Here is a 17,585-nt window from a genome sequence, read left to right on the forward strand (position 1 = left end):
ACCCGAAGCGGCGGTCGGAACCCCCGGCCCCGCTTCCTCGGTCTTGTCCGCGGTCTCAGGAACGACCGAAGTAGCCGGCACCCCGGAGCCGGTCGACGTCCCTGGTACCTCCGGCGCCTCCGGTGCTTCCAACGCCTCGGGCGCGACGGGCTTCTGCCCCCGCAGCGCGTCCGCGAGGACCCACCGCCGGTGCAGCTCGACCAGTTCCTCGGGCGTAGCCCTGCACACCCGGGCGAACCGCTCCACAGGCGCGTAGTCCGCCGGGACGGCGTCCCCGTTGACGTACCGGTGCAGCGTCGACGCGCTCGTGTGGAGCCGCTTCGCGAGGACCCCGTAACTGAGCCCGGACCGCTCCTTCAGCTGCCGCAACAGGTCCGTGAACTCGTCCCCCGCCACCGTTTCTCCCTCGTCGGCGTCCCGGACCCGCATTCCAGGGGCAGGTCGTTTCCCCAGGTCAGGCCCATTACAAGCATTCCAGCGTCCCGAAGATCCCGGCCGGTGTGGCGGCCGGGACGGACCGCCGCACAAGCTTGGGCCATCCAAGCACGCCGCTCCCGGCACCCGGTCGAGCGGTCCGTGCCACCACCCGTACCGCACCAGGGGGACCACTCATGTCCGCACGCACCACCCGCGCCGCCCGCACCCGTCTGCTCGCCGCCGCCGCACTCACCGTCGCCGCGCTGTCCCTGACGGCGTGCAACAGCTCCGAAGGCGTCCGCGACGAGGGCGCGTCGTCCGGCTCCTCGTCCTCGTCCTCCTCCACCGGCAAGGGCCAAGCGGACGCGGCGTCGTCGAAGAACGAGGAGAGCACCACGAACGACGGGAACGCCTCCGGCGCGACGGGGAAGGCGCCCGCGGCGAAGTCGCCGGCGGGGAAGGCATCCGGAGGGAACTCGTCCGCCGGGAAGCCGTCCACCGAGGACTCGTCCGCCCGCCTCACCCCCTGCACCGACATCCGCACGACGGCCACCGTGGTCAACCGCCCCCTCAACCACCTCCTCCTCACCGTCACCAACACCGGTTCGAAGAACTGCGACCTGGTCGACTACCCGGCCGTCCGCCTCGGCGAGGCCCAGTCGGTGCCGCCGGTCTTCGAGGAGTCCAAGCCGCAGGCGGTGGTCACCCTCGCGCCGGGCGAGTCCGGCTACGCGGGCGTGCTGCTGTCGGCGGCGGACGGCAGCGGCTCCAACGGCTACACGGCGAAGACGCTGACGGTCTACCTGGACACGAAGTCGCAGAAGTCCGCCACGCTCTCCCTCCCCGAGAAGGGCGTGTACGTCGACGACTCGCTCAAGGTCACGTACTGGCAGTTCTCGATGGCGGACGCCCTCGCCTGGTGAAGCCCTCGGGTGCGCTCAGCGCAGCTTCTGCGCGACCTCCGTGGCCCAGTACGTCAGGATGTTGCGCGCGCCCGCCCGCTTGATGCCCGTCAACGTCTCCAGGATCGCCCGGTCGCGGTCGATCCAGCCCTTCTCCGCGGCGGCCTCGATCATCGAGTACTCCCCGGAGATCTGGTAGGCGGCGACGGGCAGGTCCACGGCGTCCGCGACGCGCGCCAGGATGTCGAGGTAGGGCCCGGCCGGCTTCACCATGACCATGTCGGCGCCCTCCTCCAGGTCGAGCGCCAGCTCCCGCAGCGACTCGCGCGCGTTCGCGGGGTCCTGCTGGTAGGTCTTCCGGTCGCCCTTCAGCGACGACCCGACGGCCTCCCGGAAGGGGCCGTAGAAGGCGGAGGAGTACTTGACGGCGTAGGCGAGGATCGCCACGTCCTCGCGCCCGATCTGGTCCAGGGCGTCGCGGACGACACCGATCTGGCCGTCCATCATCCCGCTGGGCGCCACCACATGGGCCCCGGCGTCGGCCTGCACCTGAGCCATCTCGGCGTACCGCTCCAGAGTGGCGTCGTTGTCGACACGACCCTCCCCGTCCAGCACACCGCAGTGCCCGTGATCGGTGGTCTCGTCGAGACACAGGTCGGACATGACGAGCAGCTCGTCCCCGACCTCACTGCGCACGTCCCGCAGGGCGACCTGCAGAATCCCGTCGGGATCGGTACCGGCGGTCCCGACCGCGTCCTTCTTCGACTCCTCGGGCACTCCGAAGAGCATGATCCCGGAGATCCCGGCGGCCACGGCCTCGGCGGCGGCCTTCTTCAGGGTCTCCCGGGTGTGCTGCACGACCCCCGGCATGGCCGCGATCGGCACAGGCTCGCTCACGCCTTCCCGCACAAAGGCGGGAAGGATGAAGTCGGCGGGGTGCAGCCGGGTCTCGGCGACCATCCGCCGCATCACAGAACTGCCCCGCAACCGCCGAGGCCGCGTACCAGGGAAGGATCCGTAGCTCGTCATACGTCCACGCTACGCCCGCTCCAGCAGCACCTTTACCGACGCACAGTCGGAGCGGCACCCGGCCCGCGAACGGGAGCGGGCCGTGCCGGTACGTCGCAGTCCGTCGCTTAGGGCTCCTGCAAAAAAGCAGGACCGATCCTCCTTGGGGCAGGACACCCGGAGGGCGACGGACTCGACGTACCGGCACGGCCCCGACCCACAACGCCGTACCGCGCCTGCCGACTACGTGGTGGTACGCCTACGCCGGGACCCGGGCCGCCGCTCGCTCGGCCGGGTGACAGGATCCCCCGCCTCGACCGCGGAGGCCCGCCGCCGCAGCCCGAACTCCGCCAGCGCCTCGGCCAGCCGGTGCACGGACGGCTCGGGCGACATCACGTCGACCCGCAGCCCGTGCTCCTCGGCGGTCTTAGCCGTAGCGGGCCCGATACACGCGATGACGGTCACGTTGTGCGGCTTCCCGGCGATACCCACCAGGTTCCGCACGGTGCTCGACGACGTGAACAGCACGGCGTCGAACCCGCCGCCCTTGATCGCCTCACGGGTATCGGCCGGCGGCGGCGAGGCCCGCACGGTCCGGTAGGCCGTGACGTCGTCGACCTCCCAGCCCAGCTCGATCAACCCGGCCACAAGCGTCTCCGTGGCGATGTCGGCACGCGGCAGGAACACCCGGTCGATCGGATCGAAGACCGGGTCGTAGGGCGGCCAGTCCTCCAGCAGCCCCGCGGCGGACTGCTCCCCGCTCGGCACCAGGTCCGGCTTGACCCCGAAGGCGACCAGTGCCTTGGCGGTCTGCTCCCCCACCGCGGCGACCTTGATCCCGGCGAAGGCCCGCGCGTCGAGCCCGTACTCCTCGAACTTCTCCCGCACGGCCTTGACGGCGTTCACCGAGGTGAAGGCGATCCACTCGTACCGCCCGGTGACGAGCCCCTTGACCGCCCGCTCCATCTGCTGGGGCGTGCGCGGCGGCTCGACAGCGATCGTCGGCACCTCGTGCGGCACGGCCCCGTACGACCGCAGCTGGTCGGAGAGCGACGCCGCCTGCTCCTTCGTACGCGGCACGAGCACCTTCCAGCCGAACAGCGGCTTGGACTCGAACCACGAGAGCTGCTCGCGCTGCGCGGCGGAGGAACGCTCACCGACCACGGCTATCACCGGCCTGCCGCCCTCGGGCGAGGGCAGCACCTTGGCCTGCTTCAGCGTCTGCGCGATGGTGCCGAGCGTCGCGCACCAGGTCCGCTGGCGCGTCGTCGTACCGGCGACCGTGACGGTCATCGGGGTGTCGGGCTTGCGCCCGGCGGCGACGAGCTCGCCCGCGGCCGCCCCCACGGAGTCGAGGGTCGTGGAGACGACCACCGTCCCGTCGGACACGCCGACCTCGGCCCAGCAGCGCGGGGACGCCGTACGGGCGTCGACGAACCGCACGTCCGCGCCCTCGGCGTCCCGCAGCGGCACCCCCGCGTAGGCGGGCACGCCGACGGCGGCGGCGACACCGGGGACGACCTCGAAGGGCACCCCCGCGGCGGCGCAGGCGAGCATCTCGCCGGCGGCGTACGCGTCGAGCCCGGGGTCCCCCGAGACCGCACGGACGACCCGCCTGCCGCCCCGTGCGGCCTCCATGACAATATTGGCCGCGTCCTTCGACGCGGGGACGCCAGGGGCGGTCGACGTGCTGTCGACCACCTTCAGTTGAGGCGTGTCCGGGCTCGGGCCCGTACCGGTGTCGAGCACGGCGACGTTTCGTCTGGCGTGCGTGCGGACGACGTCGAGCACTTCGGGTTCGGCGACCAGGACATCCGCGTTGCCCAGCGCCTCCACGGCGCGCAGGGTCAGCAGTCCGGGATCACCGGGTCCGGCACCGAGGAAGGTGACGTGCCCGTGTTCGAGGCCGACGGGAAGGGTGGTGGGGCTCAATGTACTCGCTCCCCCATCAGACCGGCCGCGCCCTTGGCAAGCATCTCGGCAGCGAGTTCACGGCCGAGCGCCATTGCTTGGTCATGTGTCTCGGGCACGGGACCGGTGGTGGACAACTGCACCAGCGTCGAGCCGTCGGTCGTGCCGACGACGCCGCGCAGGCGCATTTCCTTGACAGTCTGCCCGTCGGCCAGCAAGTCGGCGAAGGCGCCCACGGGGGCGCTGCAGCCGGCTTCCAGGGCGGCGAGCAGGGACCGCTCGGCGGTCACGGCGACCCGGGTGAACGGGTCGTCGAGCTCGGCGAGCGCGGCGACGAGGTCCGCGTTGTCCGCGGCACACTCGATCGCGAGTGCCCCCTGGCCGGGGGCGGGCAGAACTGTGTCGACCGGCAGGAAGTCGGTCACCTCACCGGTCCGTCCGACGCGGCTCAGTCCGGCGGCGGCCAGCACGACGCCGTCCAGCTCGCCGCTGCTGACGAACCCGATCCGGGTGTCGATGTTCCCGCGGATCGGAACGGTCTCGATGGTCAGCCCGTGATCGCGGGCGTACGCGTTCAGCTGGGCCATGCGGCGCGGCGAGCCGGTGCCGATCCGCGCGCCGTCCGGCAGCTCGGCGAAGGTCAGGCCGTCCCGCGCGACCAGCACGTCGCGCGCGTCCTCGCGGACGGGCACGGCGGCCAGCGCCAGCTCGTCGGGCTGCCCGGTGGGCAGGTCCTTGAGCGAGTGCACGGCGAAGTCGACCTCCCCGCGCAGCAGCGCTTCCCGCAGGGCGGTCACGAAGACGCCCGTCCCGCCGATCTGGGCGAGGTGCTCGCGGGAGGTGTCCCCGTACGTCGTGATCTCCACGAGCTCGACGGGCCGTCCGGTCACCTGGCTCACGGCGTCCGCCACCTGCCCGGACTGGGCCATGGCGAGCTTGCTCCGCCTGGTCCCGAGCCTCAGTGCCTGCTCAGTCATGCTCGCCCTCGGTTCTCGGCGCTCTCGAAGTTGTTGCTGTCGAAGGTCGTGCCGGCGGCGACGCGGCCGTTGCCGGTACGACCGCTGTCGGCGCGACCGCTGTCGGTGCGACCGCCGTCGGCGGCGCGGTCGTCGGCCCGGGAGACGGCCGCGACCGTCTCCTGGTCCAGGTCGAACAGGGTCCGCAGCGCGTCCGCGTACCCGGCACCGCCGGGCTCGGCGGCCAGCTGCTTGACCCGTACGGTCGGCGCGTGGAGCAGCTTGTCCACGACGCGTCGCACGGTCTGGGTGATCTCGCTGCGCTGCTTGTCGTCCAGGCCGGGCAGCCGTCCGTCGAGCCGGGCGATCTCGCCCGCGACGACGTCGGCGGCCATCGTGCGCAGCGCCACGACGGTCGGAGTGATGTGAGCGGCCCGCTGGGCGGCGCCGAACGCGGCGACCTCGTCGGAGACGATGCGCTTGACCTGGTCGACGTCGGCGGCCATGGGCGCGTCCGCGGACGCCTCGGCGAGCGACTCGATGTCCACCAGCCGCACCCCGGGCAGCCGGTGCACGGCCGCGTCGACGTCACGGGGCATGGCGAGGTCGAGCAGCGACAGGACGGGCGCGGGCCGGGGCACCTCGGCGACGGGCTCGGGCCGGCGCCGCTCGGGCACCCGGCCGAGGGTGGCCGCGGCGGCGGCGAGGGCGGTGATGGCCGCGTCCTCGGCGGCCGGGTCGGACGCCTGCTCGTCGGAGCCGGTGGCCGGGCCCGCGGCCGCGGCGCCCTTGTCGACCCAGGCGGCGTGCTGTTCCAGCTCGGCCGCGGCCAGGCCCGCCACGGCGGCCTCGCCCAGCACGGAGAAGCCGGCGGTGCCCTGCACGGCGGAGAGGTCGAGGGGGCAGTTGTCCTCGGTGCCGACGCTGGTGGGCGGCAGTTCCGCCGGTGCGGCGGGGGCGGCCGTACGGGCCGGGCCGGCGTCCGTCGCACGGGGAGCCGTGTCMCCTATGACGGACGGCCGGGCCGTACGGCCCTCCATCGCCGTCGCGACGACCTCGGCGGTGAGGACGAGACCCGTGGCGCCGGTGCAGGACACGACGACGTCGGCACGTGTCAGCTCGTCCGCGACCGCGTCGATCGGCACCGCACGGGACGCCACCGCGGTGCCGTCCTGCTCGGGGGAGCGCCGTCCGTACTGGTCCGTGAGCAGCGTGACGAGCCGTTCGGCCCGGTCGAAGGTGCGGTTGGCGACGACGACCTCGGCCACGCCCGCACGCGCGAGCGTGGCGGCGGCCAGCGACGACATGGAGCCGGCGCCGATCACGAGGACGCGCTTGTCCCGGGCCCAGGCGTCGACCGTCCGGCCCTCGGCGAACTGCTCCAGGCCGAAGGTCACCAGGGACTGCCCGGCCCGGTCGATGCCGGTCTCGGTGTGGGCGCGCTTGCCGACCCGCAGCGCCTGCTGGAACAGGTCGTTCAGCAGCCGTCCGGCGGTGTGCAGCTCCTGCGCGGCGGCCAGGGCGCCCTTGATCTGGGCGAGGACCTGGCCCTCGCCGACCACCATCGAGTCCAGTCCGCAGGCCACCGAGAAGAGGTGGTGGACGGCCCGGTCCTCGTAGTGCACGTACAGGTGCGGAGTGAGCTCCTCCAGGGCGACCCCGCTGTGCCGCGCGAGCAGCGTGGAGAGCTCGGCGACGCCCGCGTGGAACTTGTCCACGTCGGCGTAGAGCTCGATCCGGTTGCAGGTGGCGAGGACGGCGGCCTCGGAGGCGGGTTCGGCGGCGACCGTGTCCTGGACCAGCTCGGCCTGGGCGTCCGCGGACAGGGCGGCGCGTTCCAGGACGCTGACCGGGGCGCTGCGGTGGCTCAGCCCGACGACGAGGAGACTCATGCCGGCATCACGGCGGGGACGTCCCCGTCGGGTCCTTTGCCGGCCTCGTCGGCCGCCGCGGCGGCTTCGGCGTCGAGTACGGCGCCGGCCTGCGCCTCGGCCTCCTCGCCGGCCTTGCGCTGCTCGTGGAAGGCGAGGATCTGCAGCTCGATGGAGAGGTCGACCTTGCGCACGTCGACGCCGTCCGGCACGGACAGCACGGTCGGCGCGAAGTTCAGGATGGAGGTCACGCCGGCGGCGACGAGCCGCTCGCAGACCTGCTGGGCGGCGCCGGCGGGGGTGGCGATGACACCGATCGACACGCCGTTGTCGTCGATGATCTTTTCCAGCTCGTCGGTGTGCTGCACGGGGATCCCGGCGACGGGCTTCCCGGCCATCGCGGGATCGGCGTCGATCAGCGCCGCGACCCGGAMCCCGCGCGAGGCGAACCCGCCGTAGTTGGCGAGGGCCGCGCCGAGGTTTCCTATACCGACGATGACCACGGGCCAGTCCTGGGTCAGGCCCAGCTCGCGGGAGATCTGGTAGACGAGGTACTCGACGTCGTAGCCGACGCCGCGCGTCCCGTAGGAGCCGAGGTAGGAGAAGTCCTTGCGCAGCTTGGCGGAGTTGACCCCCGCGGCGGCCGCGAGTTCCTCGGAGGAGACCGTGGGTACCGAGCGCTCCGACAGAGCGGTGAGGGCTCGGAGGTACAGCGGAAGCCTGGCGACGGTGGCCTCGGGAATCCCTCGGCTGCGGGTCGCCGTTCGGTGAGTTCGGCCAGTTGCCACGGTGCTCCTGCGGGTAGCGCGGGGCTGCAGGCGGTCACTCGTCCCTGGACCGCCCCGTCCACTGCAGGCTATGCCTTTGTGAACGCGTGCACAAAGATGGTGTCCGATTTGTCCGGGCAACGTGACCGGGGTCACGCGCCCCTGGCGCACCCGTGCGGAACCAGCGCTCACGCACCGTCGCTCCTCCGTTGTTGGGGGCAAAACCGCACACTCTCCTCTACGATCCCCGCCCCCGAGTCCGAATCGCCCTCGATCCTAAGTGACTTTCCGGACGGCGCGGACTGCTCCGTCAGGCCACAGATCTATTACTCCTGCGGCGCCCCTACGACGTGAGCGCCCGCCGCAGCCGTGCCTCGTCCACCCGCCAGAAGGTGTGCTGCGCCCCGTCCACGAGCACCACGGGGATCTGCTCCCAGTACTCCCGGTGCAGTTCGGCGTCCTGGGTGATGTCCTTCTTCTCCCAGGCGACACCGAGATCACCGCAGACCTTCTCGACGACGACCTGCGCGTCCTCGCACAGATGGCAGTCGGGTTTCCCGATGAGCGTGACCAACCTCTCCCGAGCCACTTTCTTCTCCCCCCGCCGCCCCGAACGCCGAAATACAGAACTCATACGAGCCATTCTCCCGCCTCCCGCCAGGAGCGCGGGAACCGCGCGGCCTCCCGGGGACGGGCTCTTTAACGGCACCGCCGCGGAGAGTTCACCGCATCCAAACCTCCCGACTCCAGCCCCACCGAACAAACTGGCTATGCTCACGCCATGGCCGCTCTCGGATGGCTCACCCCCCGCAGGCGCTCCGCGACCGCACGCAGCGTGCTGGCAGGCGAGGCCTCGGCTGAGGCAGCGCGCAAGACCTCCCAGGTGCTGGAAGAGCTCGCACACGACGGCACGCCCGGAGCCGCCGAACCGGAGTTCCCGGTGTACGGCGACGACCAGGCCGCCGCGTTCTTCGACCTGGACAACACGGTCATGCAGGGCGCCGCGATCTTCCACTTCGGCCGCGGCCTCTACAAGCGCAAGTTCTTCGAGTCCCGCGACCTGTACCGGTTCGCCTGGCAGCAGGCCTGGTTCCGGCTGGCCGGCATCGAGGACCCCGAGCACATGCAGGACGCGCGCGACTCCGCGCTGTCCATCGTCAAGGGCCACCGCGTCGCCGAGCTGATGTCGATCGGCGAGGAGATCTACGACGAGTACATGGCCGAGCGCATCTGGCCCGGCACCCGCGCGCTCGCCCAGGCGCACCTGGACGCGGGCCAGAAGGTGTGGCTCGTCACGGCCGCCCCGGTGGAGATCGCCACGGTGATCGCCCGCCGCCTCGGCCTGACCGGCGCGCTCGGCACGGTCGCGGAGTCGGTGGACGGCGTGTACACCGGCAAACTCGTCGGCGAACCCCTGCACGGCCCGGCGAAGGCCGAGGCGGTCCGCGCCCTGGCCGCGGCGGAGGGCCTGGACCTCGACCGCTGCGCCGCGTACAGCGATTCGCACAACGACATCCCGATGCTGTCGCTGGTCGGGCACCCCTACGCGATCAACCCGGACACCAAGCTCCGCAAGCACGCCCGCAGCCTCGAATGGCGGCTGCGCGACTACCGCACGGGACGCAAGGCCGCGAAGGTCGGCATCCCCGCCGCGGCCGGGGTCGGCGCGGTCGCCGGCGGCACCGCCGCCGCCATCGCCCTGCACCGCCGCCGTCGCTGACGCCACCACCGCTGACGTCCCCACAGCCGGCGCCACTGACGCCACAGGCGCCCGTCCGGTTCCGCGCCTTTCCGGGCACAGTCGTGCCATTGACGGGACCCGGCCACAACACGCCCCGGACCCAGCCGGAACACGAGCCATTTCGATCAACAAACGGTCAGAACTCGGCACTTGATCAGGCGCCATTCGGTTACAGAAGCGACGTAATCGATGATTTGAGCAACTGGGTGTAGCACTGCCTGTACGAAGCGTTATTCTCCTCAGACGCATGACGGACCCCACCTTTCGCTACGAAGGGTGAACGGTCCGGTACTGCACGTGATGGAAGCTCTGCCTCTGGGAGTCCCGTGTACCCACACGTCGGGGTTGACGCCTCGGGCCTGGCTACGCTGCGCGCAACGGTCCTCGACCGCTTGCGCGGCTTCGTCCCCACCGCGTACGCCGTCCCCGCCCTCGCTGTCTCCGCCACGCCCGTCGGCCCGTGCTACGCACTGGCCGAGAACAGCGCGGCGGTCGGCAGACGAGGACGTTCGAGCGCGCCAGCCACCCCCGCACGCCGTCCGGCCGCAGACAGCGACAGCGCCCGGATGATGGATCTCGTGGAGCGCGCACAGGCCGGTGAGGCCGAGGCCTTCGGCCGGCTCTACGACCAGTACAGCGACACCGTGTACCGCTACATCTACTACCGCGTCGGCGGGAAGGCGACCGCGGAAGACCTCACGAGCGAGACGTTCCTGCGGGCGCTGCGCCGCATCGGGACGTTCACCTGGCAGGGCCGTGACTTCGGCGCCTGGCTGGTGACCATCGCCCGCAACCTCGTCGCGGACCACTTCAAGTCCAGCCGCTTCCGGCTGGAGGTGACCACCGGCGAGATGCTCGACGCCAACGAGGTCGAGCGCTCCCCCGAGGACTCCGTCCTGGAGTCCCTCTCGAACGCGGCACTGCTGGACGCGGTGCGCCGTCTCAACCCCCAGCAGCAGGAATGCGTGACCCTGCGGTTCCTCCAGGGCCTCTCGGTCGCCGAGACCGCCCGCGTCATGGGCAAGAACGAGGGCGCGATCAAGACCCTCCAGTACCGGGCGGTGCGCACCCTGGCGCGGCTGCTCCCGGAAGACGCCCGCTGAGACCCGTACGCCCGCCGGAGCGACCCCACACCCACCCGTACGCTCAGCGACGCCCAACTCACCGTCCGTGAAAGTCTGTTGACTTCACGGTCCGATCATCCGTCGTCCGTAACCCAAGTGCCGAGCCGCTCGTTGTGCGGGATACAGGCTCCCTGTGGTCGTACCCTGACCGTCTTCGATCACTCGATCGAGTGCTCGTGGTCGGAGACCGCGACCCCCAGGACCCCCTGGGGAGCCGACCGTCATGACGAGAGGAGGTGCCGCCAGTGATCGCGAACGTATCGGCGCACCGGCGGACGAACGCCTTCGCCCAGGCCCTGGAGGAGCGCTCCGACAGGGACACGGCGGCCGAGGAGCAGACCGAAGGTCCCGCTCCGGCCGTCGCGGACCCGTCCGAGCAGAGCCGGATGCTGTCCCTGGCGACCGGCCTCGGCGAGTTGCCCAAACCCCAGATGGACCCCGAGGTCAAGGTCGTCCAGCGGGCCCAGCTGGTGGCCGCGATGGAGGCCATGCTCATGGAGGGCACGGCCGCGGGCGAGGCGACGGGCCCTGCGGTGCCCGAGCAGCGGTCCCACCGGGGCCGGGGCGCGCACAGGGCGACCGGGCTGGGGAAACTGCGGCCCCGTTCCCGGCTGTCGAAGGGGCTCGCCGCGGGCGGGCTCACCGTGGGCGTGGCCGCCGGAGCCTTCGGCGGAGTCGCCGCAGCCAGCTCCGACGCCCTGCCCGGCGACTCGCTCTACGGGCTCAAGCGGGGCATGGAGGACCTCAGGCTGGGCATGGCCGCCGGCGACAGCGACCGGGGTTCGCTCTACCTCGACCAGGCCTCCACCCGGCTGAGCGAGGCGCGCCGCCTGATGGAGCGCGGCCGCTCGGGCCCCCTGGACCACGAGTCCCTGGGCGAGATCCGGCGCGCGCTGTCCGGTATGCAGCACGACGCCTCCGAGGGCCACCGCCTGCTGCACGAGGCCTACGAGCGGGACCCGGACTCGCTGGGCCCCATCCAGGCGCTCTCCGCCTTCTCGCAGTCGCACCGCGACGCCTGGGGCGCCCTGCGCGACCGGCTGCCCGTCCAGCTCGGCGACGTCAGCCGCCAGGTCAGCTCGGTCTTCGACGCCATAGACGAAGAGGTCGGCCCGCTGCGCGCGCTGCTCCCGGAGCCGCCCGTCCCCGAGGGCACCGGCCGGCACCGCGGCGCGAGTTCCGACTCCCCCGGCTCCTCCCGCTCGGACCGCCCGGCCCCGCCCAGCGCGACCGACGGCGACTCGTCCGACCGTCCCGGGACCGGCAGCGGCAAGCCCAGGCCGTCCACGTCCAGGACCGAGGACGACGGCCTGCTCGGCGGCAACACCGGCGGCCTCCTCGACCCGCCGAAGGACGACACCAGCGTCTCCCCGTCGGGCAAGGACACCCCGTCCCCCGAGCCGGACGTCACGCTGCCGCCCCTGCTCCCGGGCCTGCTGCCCGGCCTGGGCATCGACAGCGAGGACGCGGACTAGGCGGTACGCCGTCGTGGGGGAGGGGAACACGCGCACCGCGTGTTCCCCTCCCCCATGACCATGTCCGGGCCGGCCGTGCCCGTCCCCGTCCCCGCCGTGTCCGTCAGAAGAACACCGAGCGGCGCTGCACCAGGAGCTTGTAGAGGGTGTGCTGGATCTGTTCCCTGACCTGGTCCGTCAGGTTGAACATGAGCATCGGGTCCTCGGCCGCCTCCGGCGGATAGCCGTCCGTGGGGATCGGCTCACCGAACTGGATCGTCCACTTCGTCGGCAGCGGGACCGCGCCCAGCGGGCCCAGCCACGGGAAGGTCGGCGTGATCGGGAAGTACGGGAACCCGAGCAGCCGCGCGAGGGTCTTCGCGTTGCCGATCATCGGGTAGATCTCCTCCGCGCCCACGATCGAGCACGGGATGATCGGGGTGCCCTGGCGCAGCGCCGTCGACACGAACCCGCCGCGCCCGAAGCGCTGCAGCTTGTAGCGCTCGCCGAACGGCTTGCCGATGCCCTTGAAGCCCTCCGGCATCACCCCGACCAGCTCGCCGCGCTGCAGCAGGCGTTCGGCGTCCTCCGCGCACGCGAGGGTGTGCCCGGCCTTGCGGGCCAGCTCGTTGACCACGGGCAGCATGAAGACCAGGTCGGCCGCGAGCAGCCGCAGATGCCGGTTCGCGGGGTGGTTGTCGTGGACCGCGACCTGCATCATCAGGCCGTCCAGCGGCAGCGTCCCCGAGTGGTTGGCGACGATCAGCGCCCCGCCCTCCGCCGGGATGTTCTCGACGCCCTTGACCTCCACGCGGAAGTACTTCTCGTAGAGGGGCCGCACCAGCGACATCAGGACCTGCTCGGTGAGCTCCTGGTCGTAGCCGAAGTCGTCGACCTCGTAGTCGCCCGTCAGGCGCCGCCGCAGGAACGACAGACCGCCCGCGAGACGCCGCTCCCAGCCGTCGTCCCGCGGCTTCTCCACGGCGTCGGAGTCCGCCGCCGGTTCCTCACGCGTCACAGGAACATCATCCTGCTGAATCGTTCGTGCGGGCAGGGGCTGGACCTCCCGGACCGCCGCCGGCTCGCCCTTGCGCCTGCTCCCCGCGCTCCGGCGCCGCGGCGGCCGCTGTGCGGCGCTCCCGCGGGACCGGTCGTCGTCGAACGGAATGACCTTGGCGTCCGCCATCGTTGGTGCGCTCCTCGGTTGGCGCTCAGTCGGCGCTCTGCGTCGGGGGGTGGCCACCGCCCAGAGCGGGCAGTGCGGCGATCCGGTCGACGGCCCCCGCGAGGGCCTCGGGGGGCAGCAGCCCCGGGCCCCGGCTGCGGGCGAAGTCCGCGAACGCCTCCGCCGTCGAGAATTTCGGCCGGTATCCGAGCGTCTCGCGCATCTGGTTCGTCGCCACGACCCGGCCGTGGGTGAGCAGCCTCAGCTGCTCGGGCGAGAAGTCCGTCATGCCCACCGTGCGCAGCGCCGAGCCCACCCAGGTGATCGTCGGCATCAGCAGCGGGACCGTGGGCCGGCCCAGCCTGCGCGCGCACTGAGACAGCAGCAGGACGCCGTCGCCGGCGATGTTGAACGTACCGCTGTTGAGCGTGCCCCGCTCCGGCTCGTGCGAGGCGATCCGCAGGACGTCGATCACGTCGTCCTCGTGCACGAACTGCAGCCGCGGGTCGTAGCCGAGGACGGTCGGCAGCACGGGCAGCGAGAAGTACGCGGCGAGCGGGGTGTCCGCGCCCGGGCCGAGGATGTTGGCGAACCGCAGCACGCACACGGCGACGTCGGGCCTGCGCCGCGCGAAGCCGCGCACGTACCCCTCGACCTCGACCGTGTCCTTCGCGAAGCCGCCGCTGGGCAGCGACTTGGGCGGGGTGGTCTCGGTGAAGACCGCCGGGTCGCGGGGCGCCGACCCGTAGACGTTGGTGCTGGACTTCACGACCAGCCGCTTGACGGTCGGCGACTTCTGGCAGGCACCGAGCAGCTGCATGGTGCCGATGACGTTGGTCTCCTTGACCGACGTCCGGCTGCCGCTGCCCAGCGGGGTCCCCGTCACGTCCATGTGCACGACGGTGTCCACGGAGTGCTCGGCGAGCAGCCTGGCGATGGTGGGCTGCCGTATGTCGGCCCGTACGAACTCCGCGCCGCCCAGGTGGTGCTCGGGCGCGACCGCGTCCACGGCGACCACCCGGTCCACTTCGGGGTCACGCAGTATCCGTCGTACGAACCGGCCCCCCAGGTGACGGGCCACTCCGGTCACGAGCACGACCTTCCCCAAGATCAGCGCCTTTCTTCCAGCCGTCGACGACACCTGCCCGTACTCTGCCGTGTTCCCCGTGACGGTCACGTTAGCGGGTCGGTGTTGCGCTGTGATGACCGCCTGAAGCATGAAGTGACGGCGCCCCGGAACGTCCGAACAGACCAAGCCATTCGCCGTACGGAACGTATGCCCGGGCCCCCGCACGGCGTTCGCCGGACCGCACGGATTGCACGGACCGGGGGCGGCGGCCGCACACGACTGTGGCCCCCCACCGGATCGGTGGGGGGCCACAGAGCGCACTGTCGCGGCGCCGCCCACGCCCCGCTTGCGCGTGGTGGGCGGGCGCCGCAGGTCGCGACTACTTCTTGTTGCGACGCTGAACGCGCGTGCGCTTGAGCAGCTTGCGGTGCTTCTTCTTGGCCATCCGCTTACGCCGCTTCTTGATAACAGAGCCCACGACTACCCTCGCTCACTTCTCTTTACTCGTTGCTGGGCTGCATGGGCCCACACGACTTATGAGGGGCCAGCCTACCCGCCTGAGCGCCGGAGGTTGTAATCGAGGGGTTCCGGGCGAGATCCCGGGGACGCCGTCGAGCGCGGCCCCGGGTCCCCCGGACCGCCGTCAGGCTGTCTCCACCCCCACGTAGGACTCGCGGAGGTACTCGTGAACCGCTTGCTCCGGGACGCGGAAGGACCTCCCGACCCGGATCGCGGGCAGATGACCGCTGTGCACCAAGCGGTACACGGTCATCTTCGACACTCGCATCACCGAGGCGACTTCCGCCACGGTAAGGAACTGAACCTCGTTCAGAGGCCTCTCGCCAGCAGCCATGACACACCTGAACCTTCCGCACTCGACGGTCACCGGCTTCCCCTTCCGGTGACACTTCGTCGTTGCGTGCTCACTCCCCAGAGTAGGGGCGGGTGATGCGAGTGGGGAAGAGGAGCCCCCATCGGCGGCCTACTGTGACAGACACGCTCGATTGAGTACATAGCGAGTAAGCGGTCGGTAGTAATCAGACCGCACAGCGTCATCAAGTGGAACGACGACGGACACCCGCCCCTCTGCCTCGCCGACGAACAGCGCGGGATCGTCGGTGTCACCCAGACCGATGGCCTCGAACCCCAGTTGACCTGCCCCGCAGACCCATCCGTGGTCCCCCACCACGAGTTCCGGAAGCGGCCCGCCGGCCTCCGCCGCGGCCGCCAGGACGGCCCGAACCGGGAGGGGGGAGTGGGTGTGCGCGCCGGTCCCGCGGACGGCGCCCCGCGCCCCGGGTTCGCGTACCAGCGCGACTCGCCGTACGTAGTCAAGGTTGTACGTGCGTAGGCCGAACCGGGTCGTTATGTCGACACGGCGACCATGCGCGGAGGTGAGGACGGTACATCCGGCCGCCGACAGGGCGTCCGCGAGAGCGGCGTAGAAACCGATCAGCCGGTGCGGGTGCCCGGTGCCGAACAGCACCGGCGAACGGTTCCGCGCGGCTTCCGCAAGCCGCCCCGCGAAGGCGTCGAGCGCCCCGAGCGTGCGATCGGGATCGATCACATCGGACCCGGTGGTGTGCCGGGGATCTCCCGATACCCCACATTTGTCGGCCATCAAGGCGATCAGATCGGACTGCTTCCAGTCCCGTTCGGGATCGATCCCGATCGTCACCCGCGGATCGCGGGCCGCGAACAACCGGTAACTCCTGAGACTGGCCTCCCGCGAGGTGGCCACGTCCCCGGCCAGCCCGGTCGCCAGCAGATGCGCCCGCAACGCTCCGGTACTCAACACGCCACGATGCTGCCGCACACGCGACGCATCCGCGCCGTAACGGGACGAGAGCCCCACGGTTGGCCTAACCGGGCTTACGGGGGCGGCCCCCTCCAGGGGCGCGGGGAACTGCGCAACGGGGGTTTGGGGAGATGCGTCCAGGACCGCGGCACGACCTCCACCACGGCGTAACCGCCCCCGCCGAGCGCCACCCACCGCCCCTCCGCGTACGCGTGCGCCAGCTCGTGGCAGGCGACCTGCACGGCCCGCTGCGCGTCGAGCGACACCGCGAGATGGGCGAGCGGATCCTCGAAGTGCGTGTCGGCCCCGTGCTGGGTGACCAGCACCTGCGGCCGGAAGTCGGCGARCAGCTCGGGCACCACGGAGTGGAAGGCGCGCAGCCACCCCGCGTCCCCGGTCCCGGCCGGCAGCGCCACGTTCACGGCGGAGCCCTCCGCCCCCGCGGCCCCGGTCTCCTCGGGCCACCCGGTCTGCGGGAAGAGGGTCCGCGGATGCTCGTGCAGCGACACCGTCAGGACCCGCGGGTCCTCCCAGAAGGCGGCCTGCACCCCGTCCCCGTGGTGCACGTCCACGTCCACGTACGCGACCCGCTCCGCCCCGAGTTCCAGGAGCCGGGCGATGGCGAGCGCGGCGTCGTTGTAGATGCAGAAACCGGACGCGCCGCCGGGCATCGCGTGGTGCAGCCCGCCCGCGAAGTTCACCGCGTGCAGCGCCTCCCCCCGCCACACGGCCTCGGCGGCGCCCACCGACTGCCCGGCGATCAGCGCGGACACCTCGTGCATCCCGGCGAAGGCGGGATCGTCCGTGGTCCCCAGCCCGTACGCCGGGTCGGCCGCCCGGGGATCCGCGGAGGCGGCCTTGACCGCCTCGACGTAGTCCTCCCGGTGCACCAGCCGCAGCGTGGAGTCCCCGGCGGGCTTGGCCGCGACGACGTCCACCTCCCGGTCGAGCCCGAAGGCGTCGACCAGGCGCCGGGTCAGCGCCAGCCGGACCGGATCCATCGGATGGTCCGGCCCGAAGTCATAGCCCGTTACTGCCTCGTCCCACATCAGCTGTGCGCGGCCGCTCATGTCCGTCACCGTATCCGGAAGGACCTGGCTCGAACGAGCGGGCGTAGAACAGTGTCACCAGCACCAACGCCATCGGCACGAGCATCGCCCCCCGATAGCTCCACGCATCGCCCAGAGCGCCCACCAGGGGCGAACCGACCAGGAACCCCACATAGTTGAAGATGTTCAGCCGGGCGACGGCCGCGTCCGCCGCCCCGGGGAACAGCCTCCCGGCCGCCGCGAAGGTCTGCGGCACGATCACGCACAGCCCGAACCCCACGAGGGTGAAGCCGAGCATCCCGACCCAGGCACCGGGCGCCACCGCCACCACCAGGAAGCCGGCCGCCGCGACC

At 71.6% G+C, this 17,585-nt stretch carries 17 protein-coding genes and 1 pseudogene; 4 read left to right on the plus strand and 14 right to left on the minus strand.

The window, feature by feature from the left end; all coding sequences use genetic code 11:
• A partial coding sequence (locus FGF04_RS16980; RefSeq protein ID WP_408055627.1) for a helix-turn-helix domain-containing protein occupies nt 1-396 on the minus strand: 396 nt, incomplete at its 3' end.
• A gap of 215 nt (nt 397-611) precedes the next feature.
• Here FGF04_RS16980 and FGF04_RS16985 point away from each other — a divergent pair.
• Nucleotides 612-1,340, plus strand: coding sequence for a DUF4232 domain-containing protein (locus FGF04_RS16985; RefSeq protein ID WP_149512105.1), 729 nt, complete (start codon nt 612-614; stop codon nt 1,338-1,340).
• Between the two features lie 15 nt (nt 1,341-1,355).
• Here FGF04_RS16985 and hemB read toward each other — a convergent pair whose 3' ends face one another.
• The 6 genes from hemB to FGF04_RS17015 all read right to left on the minus strand — a co-directional run bounded on the left by hemB (nt 1,356) and on the right by FGF04_RS17015 (nt 8,475).
• On the minus strand, nt 1,356-2,348 hold the full coding sequence (gene hemB, locus FGF04_RS16990; protein WP_149512106.1) for a porphobilinogen synthase: 993 nt from the start codon (nt 2,346-2,348) through the stop codon (nt 1,356-1,358).
• Nucleotides 2,349-2,570: 222 nt separating this feature from the next.
• Nucleotides 2,571-4,259 carry a bifunctional uroporphyrinogen-III C-methyltransferase/uroporphyrinogen-III synthase gene (locus tag FGF04_RS16995; protein ID WP_149512107.1) on the minus strand — a complete coding sequence of 563 codons (1,689 nt, stop codon included), beginning with the start codon at nt 4,257-4,259 and terminating at the stop codon, nt 2,571-2,573.
• On the minus strand, nt 4,256-5,215 hold the full coding sequence (gene hemC, locus FGF04_RS17000) for a hydroxymethylbilane synthase (RefSeq protein ID WP_149512108.1): 960 nt from the start codon (nt 5,213-5,215) through the stop codon (nt 4,256-4,258). The genes FGF04_RS16995 and hemC overlap by 4 nt, the downstream gene beginning before the upstream one ends.
• A complete protein-coding gene (locus FGF04_RS17005) occupies nt 5,212-7,086 on the minus strand; it encodes a glutamyl-tRNA reductase (RefSeq protein WP_149512109.1) in 1,875 nt (624 codons plus the stop codon). The genes hemC and FGF04_RS17005 overlap by 4 nt, the downstream gene beginning before the upstream one ends.
• Nucleotides 7,083-7,853, minus strand: a complete 771-nt coding sequence (locus tag FGF04_RS17010; protein ID WP_149512110.1) for a redox-sensing transcriptional repressor Rex — start codon at nt 7,851-7,853, stop codon at nt 7,083-7,085. Before FGF04_RS17010 ends, FGF04_RS17005 begins: the two co-directional genes overlap by 4 nt.
• A 322-nt stretch (nt 7,854-8,175) precedes the next feature.
• On the minus strand, nt 8,176-8,475 hold the full coding sequence (locus FGF04_RS17015) for a glutaredoxin family protein (protein WP_149512111.1): 300 nt from the start codon (nt 8,473-8,475) through the stop codon (nt 8,176-8,178).
• Nucleotides 8,476-8,613: 138 nt separating this feature from the next.
• Here FGF04_RS17015 and FGF04_RS17020 point away from each other — a divergent pair, with 138 nt between their 5' ends.
• The 3 genes from FGF04_RS17020 to FGF04_RS17030 all read left to right on the plus strand — a co-directional run bounded on the left by FGF04_RS17020 (nt 8,614) and on the right by FGF04_RS17030 (nt 12,172).
• Entirely contained in the window at nt 8,614-9,552 is a 939-nt protein-coding gene (locus FGF04_RS17020; RefSeq protein WP_149512112.1) for an HAD family hydrolase, read from the plus strand.
• A gap of 347 nt (nt 9,553-9,899) precedes the next feature.
• Nucleotides 9,900-10,676, plus strand: a complete 777-nt coding sequence (locus FGF04_RS17025) for an ECF subfamily RNA polymerase sigma factor, BldN family (protein WP_149512113.1) — start codon at nt 9,900-9,902, stop codon at nt 10,674-10,676.
• A 266-nt stretch (nt 10,677-10,942) separates the two neighbouring features.
• Complete coding sequence (locus FGF04_RS17030) at nt 10,943-12,172, plus strand: DUF5667 domain-containing protein (RefSeq protein WP_149512114.1); 1,230 nt, start codon at nt 10,943-10,945, stop codon at nt 12,170-12,172.
• A 103-nt stretch (nt 12,173-12,275) separates the two neighbouring features.
• Here the strand turns inward: FGF04_RS17030 and FGF04_RS17035 are convergent, their stop codons facing one another.
• The 7 genes and pseudogenes from FGF04_RS17035 to FGF04_RS17065 form a co-directional block, all read right to left on the minus strand.
• Nucleotides 12,276-13,337 (minus strand): lysophospholipid acyltransferase family protein, encoded by a 1,062-nt coding sequence (locus tag FGF04_RS17035; RefSeq protein ID WP_149512115.1) that lies wholly within the window; start codon nt 13,335-13,337, stop codon nt 12,276-12,278.
• Between the two features lie 25 nt (nt 13,338-13,362).
• Nucleotides 13,363-14,424 (minus strand): NAD-dependent epimerase/dehydratase family protein, encoded by a 1,062-nt coding sequence (locus FGF04_RS17040; RefSeq protein ID WP_149512116.1) that lies wholly within the window; start codon nt 14,422-14,424, stop codon nt 13,363-13,365.
• A gap of 340 nt (nt 14,425-14,764) precedes the next feature.
• Nucleotides 14,765-14,863 (minus strand): 30S ribosomal protein bS22, encoded by a 99-nt coding sequence (locus FGF04_RS17045; protein WP_003948845.1) that lies wholly within the window; start codon nt 14,861-14,863, stop codon nt 14,765-14,767.
• Nucleotides 14,864-15,028: 165 nt separating this feature from the next.
• Nucleotides 15,029-15,238, minus strand: a complete 210-nt coding sequence (locus FGF04_RS17050) for a helix-turn-helix domain-containing protein (RefSeq protein ID WP_093781815.1) — start codon at nt 15,236-15,238, stop codon at nt 15,029-15,031.
• A gap of 129 nt (nt 15,239-15,367) precedes the next feature.
• Nucleotides 15,368-16,183 carry a phosphatase gene (locus FGF04_RS17055; RefSeq protein WP_149512117.1) on the minus strand — a complete coding sequence of 272 codons (816 nt, stop codon included), beginning with the start codon at nt 16,181-16,183 and terminating at the stop codon, nt 15,368-15,370.
• A 128-nt stretch (nt 16,184-16,311) separates the two neighbouring features.
• A pseudogene (locus FGF04_RS17060) lies at nt 16,312-17,253 on the minus strand (acetoin utilization protein AcuC); the annotation flags it as partial.
• On the minus strand, nt 17,204-17,585 hold a 382-nt coding region (locus tag FGF04_RS17065), incomplete at its 5' end, for an MFS transporter (protein WP_149512319.1). The pseudogene FGF04_RS17060 and the gene FGF04_RS17065, both read right to left, overlap by 50 nt.

Source organism: Streptomyces apricus (genome assembly GCF_008369065.1).
Lineage (GTDB): Bacteria > Actinomycetota > Actinomycetes > Streptomycetales > Streptomycetaceae > Streptomyces > Streptomyces apricus.

What these genes read in the sequence shown, in the direction of transcription:
- FGF04_RS16985 (WP_149512105.1), top strand. Translation starts at nt 612, where the DNA reads ATGTCCGCACGCACCACCCGCGCCGCCCGCACCCGTCTGCTCGCCGCC.
- hemB (WP_149512106.1), bottom strand. Translation starts at nt 2,348, where the DNA reads ATGACGAGCTACGGATCCTTCCCTGGTACGCGGCCTCGGCGGTTGCGG.
- hemC (WP_149512108.1), bottom strand. Translation starts at nt 5,215, where the DNA reads ATGACTGAGCAGGCACTGAGGCTCGGGACCAGGCGGAGCAAGCTCGCC.
- FGF04_RS17015 (WP_149512111.1), bottom strand. Translation starts at nt 8,475, where the DNA reads ATGGCTCGTATGAGTTCTGTATTTCGGCGTTCGGGGCGGCGGGGGGAG.
- FGF04_RS17020 (WP_149512112.1), top strand. Translation starts at nt 8,614, where the DNA reads ATGGCCGCTCTCGGATGGCTCACCCCCCGCAGGCGCTCCGCGACCGCA.
- FGF04_RS17035 (WP_149512115.1), bottom strand. Translation starts at nt 13,337, where the DNA reads ATGGCGGACGCCAAGGTCATTCCGTTCGACGACGACCGGTCCCGCGGG.
- FGF04_RS17050 (WP_093781815.1), bottom strand. Translation starts at nt 15,238, where the DNA reads ATGGCTGCTGGCGAGAGGCCTCTGAACGAGGTTCAGTTCCTTACCGTG.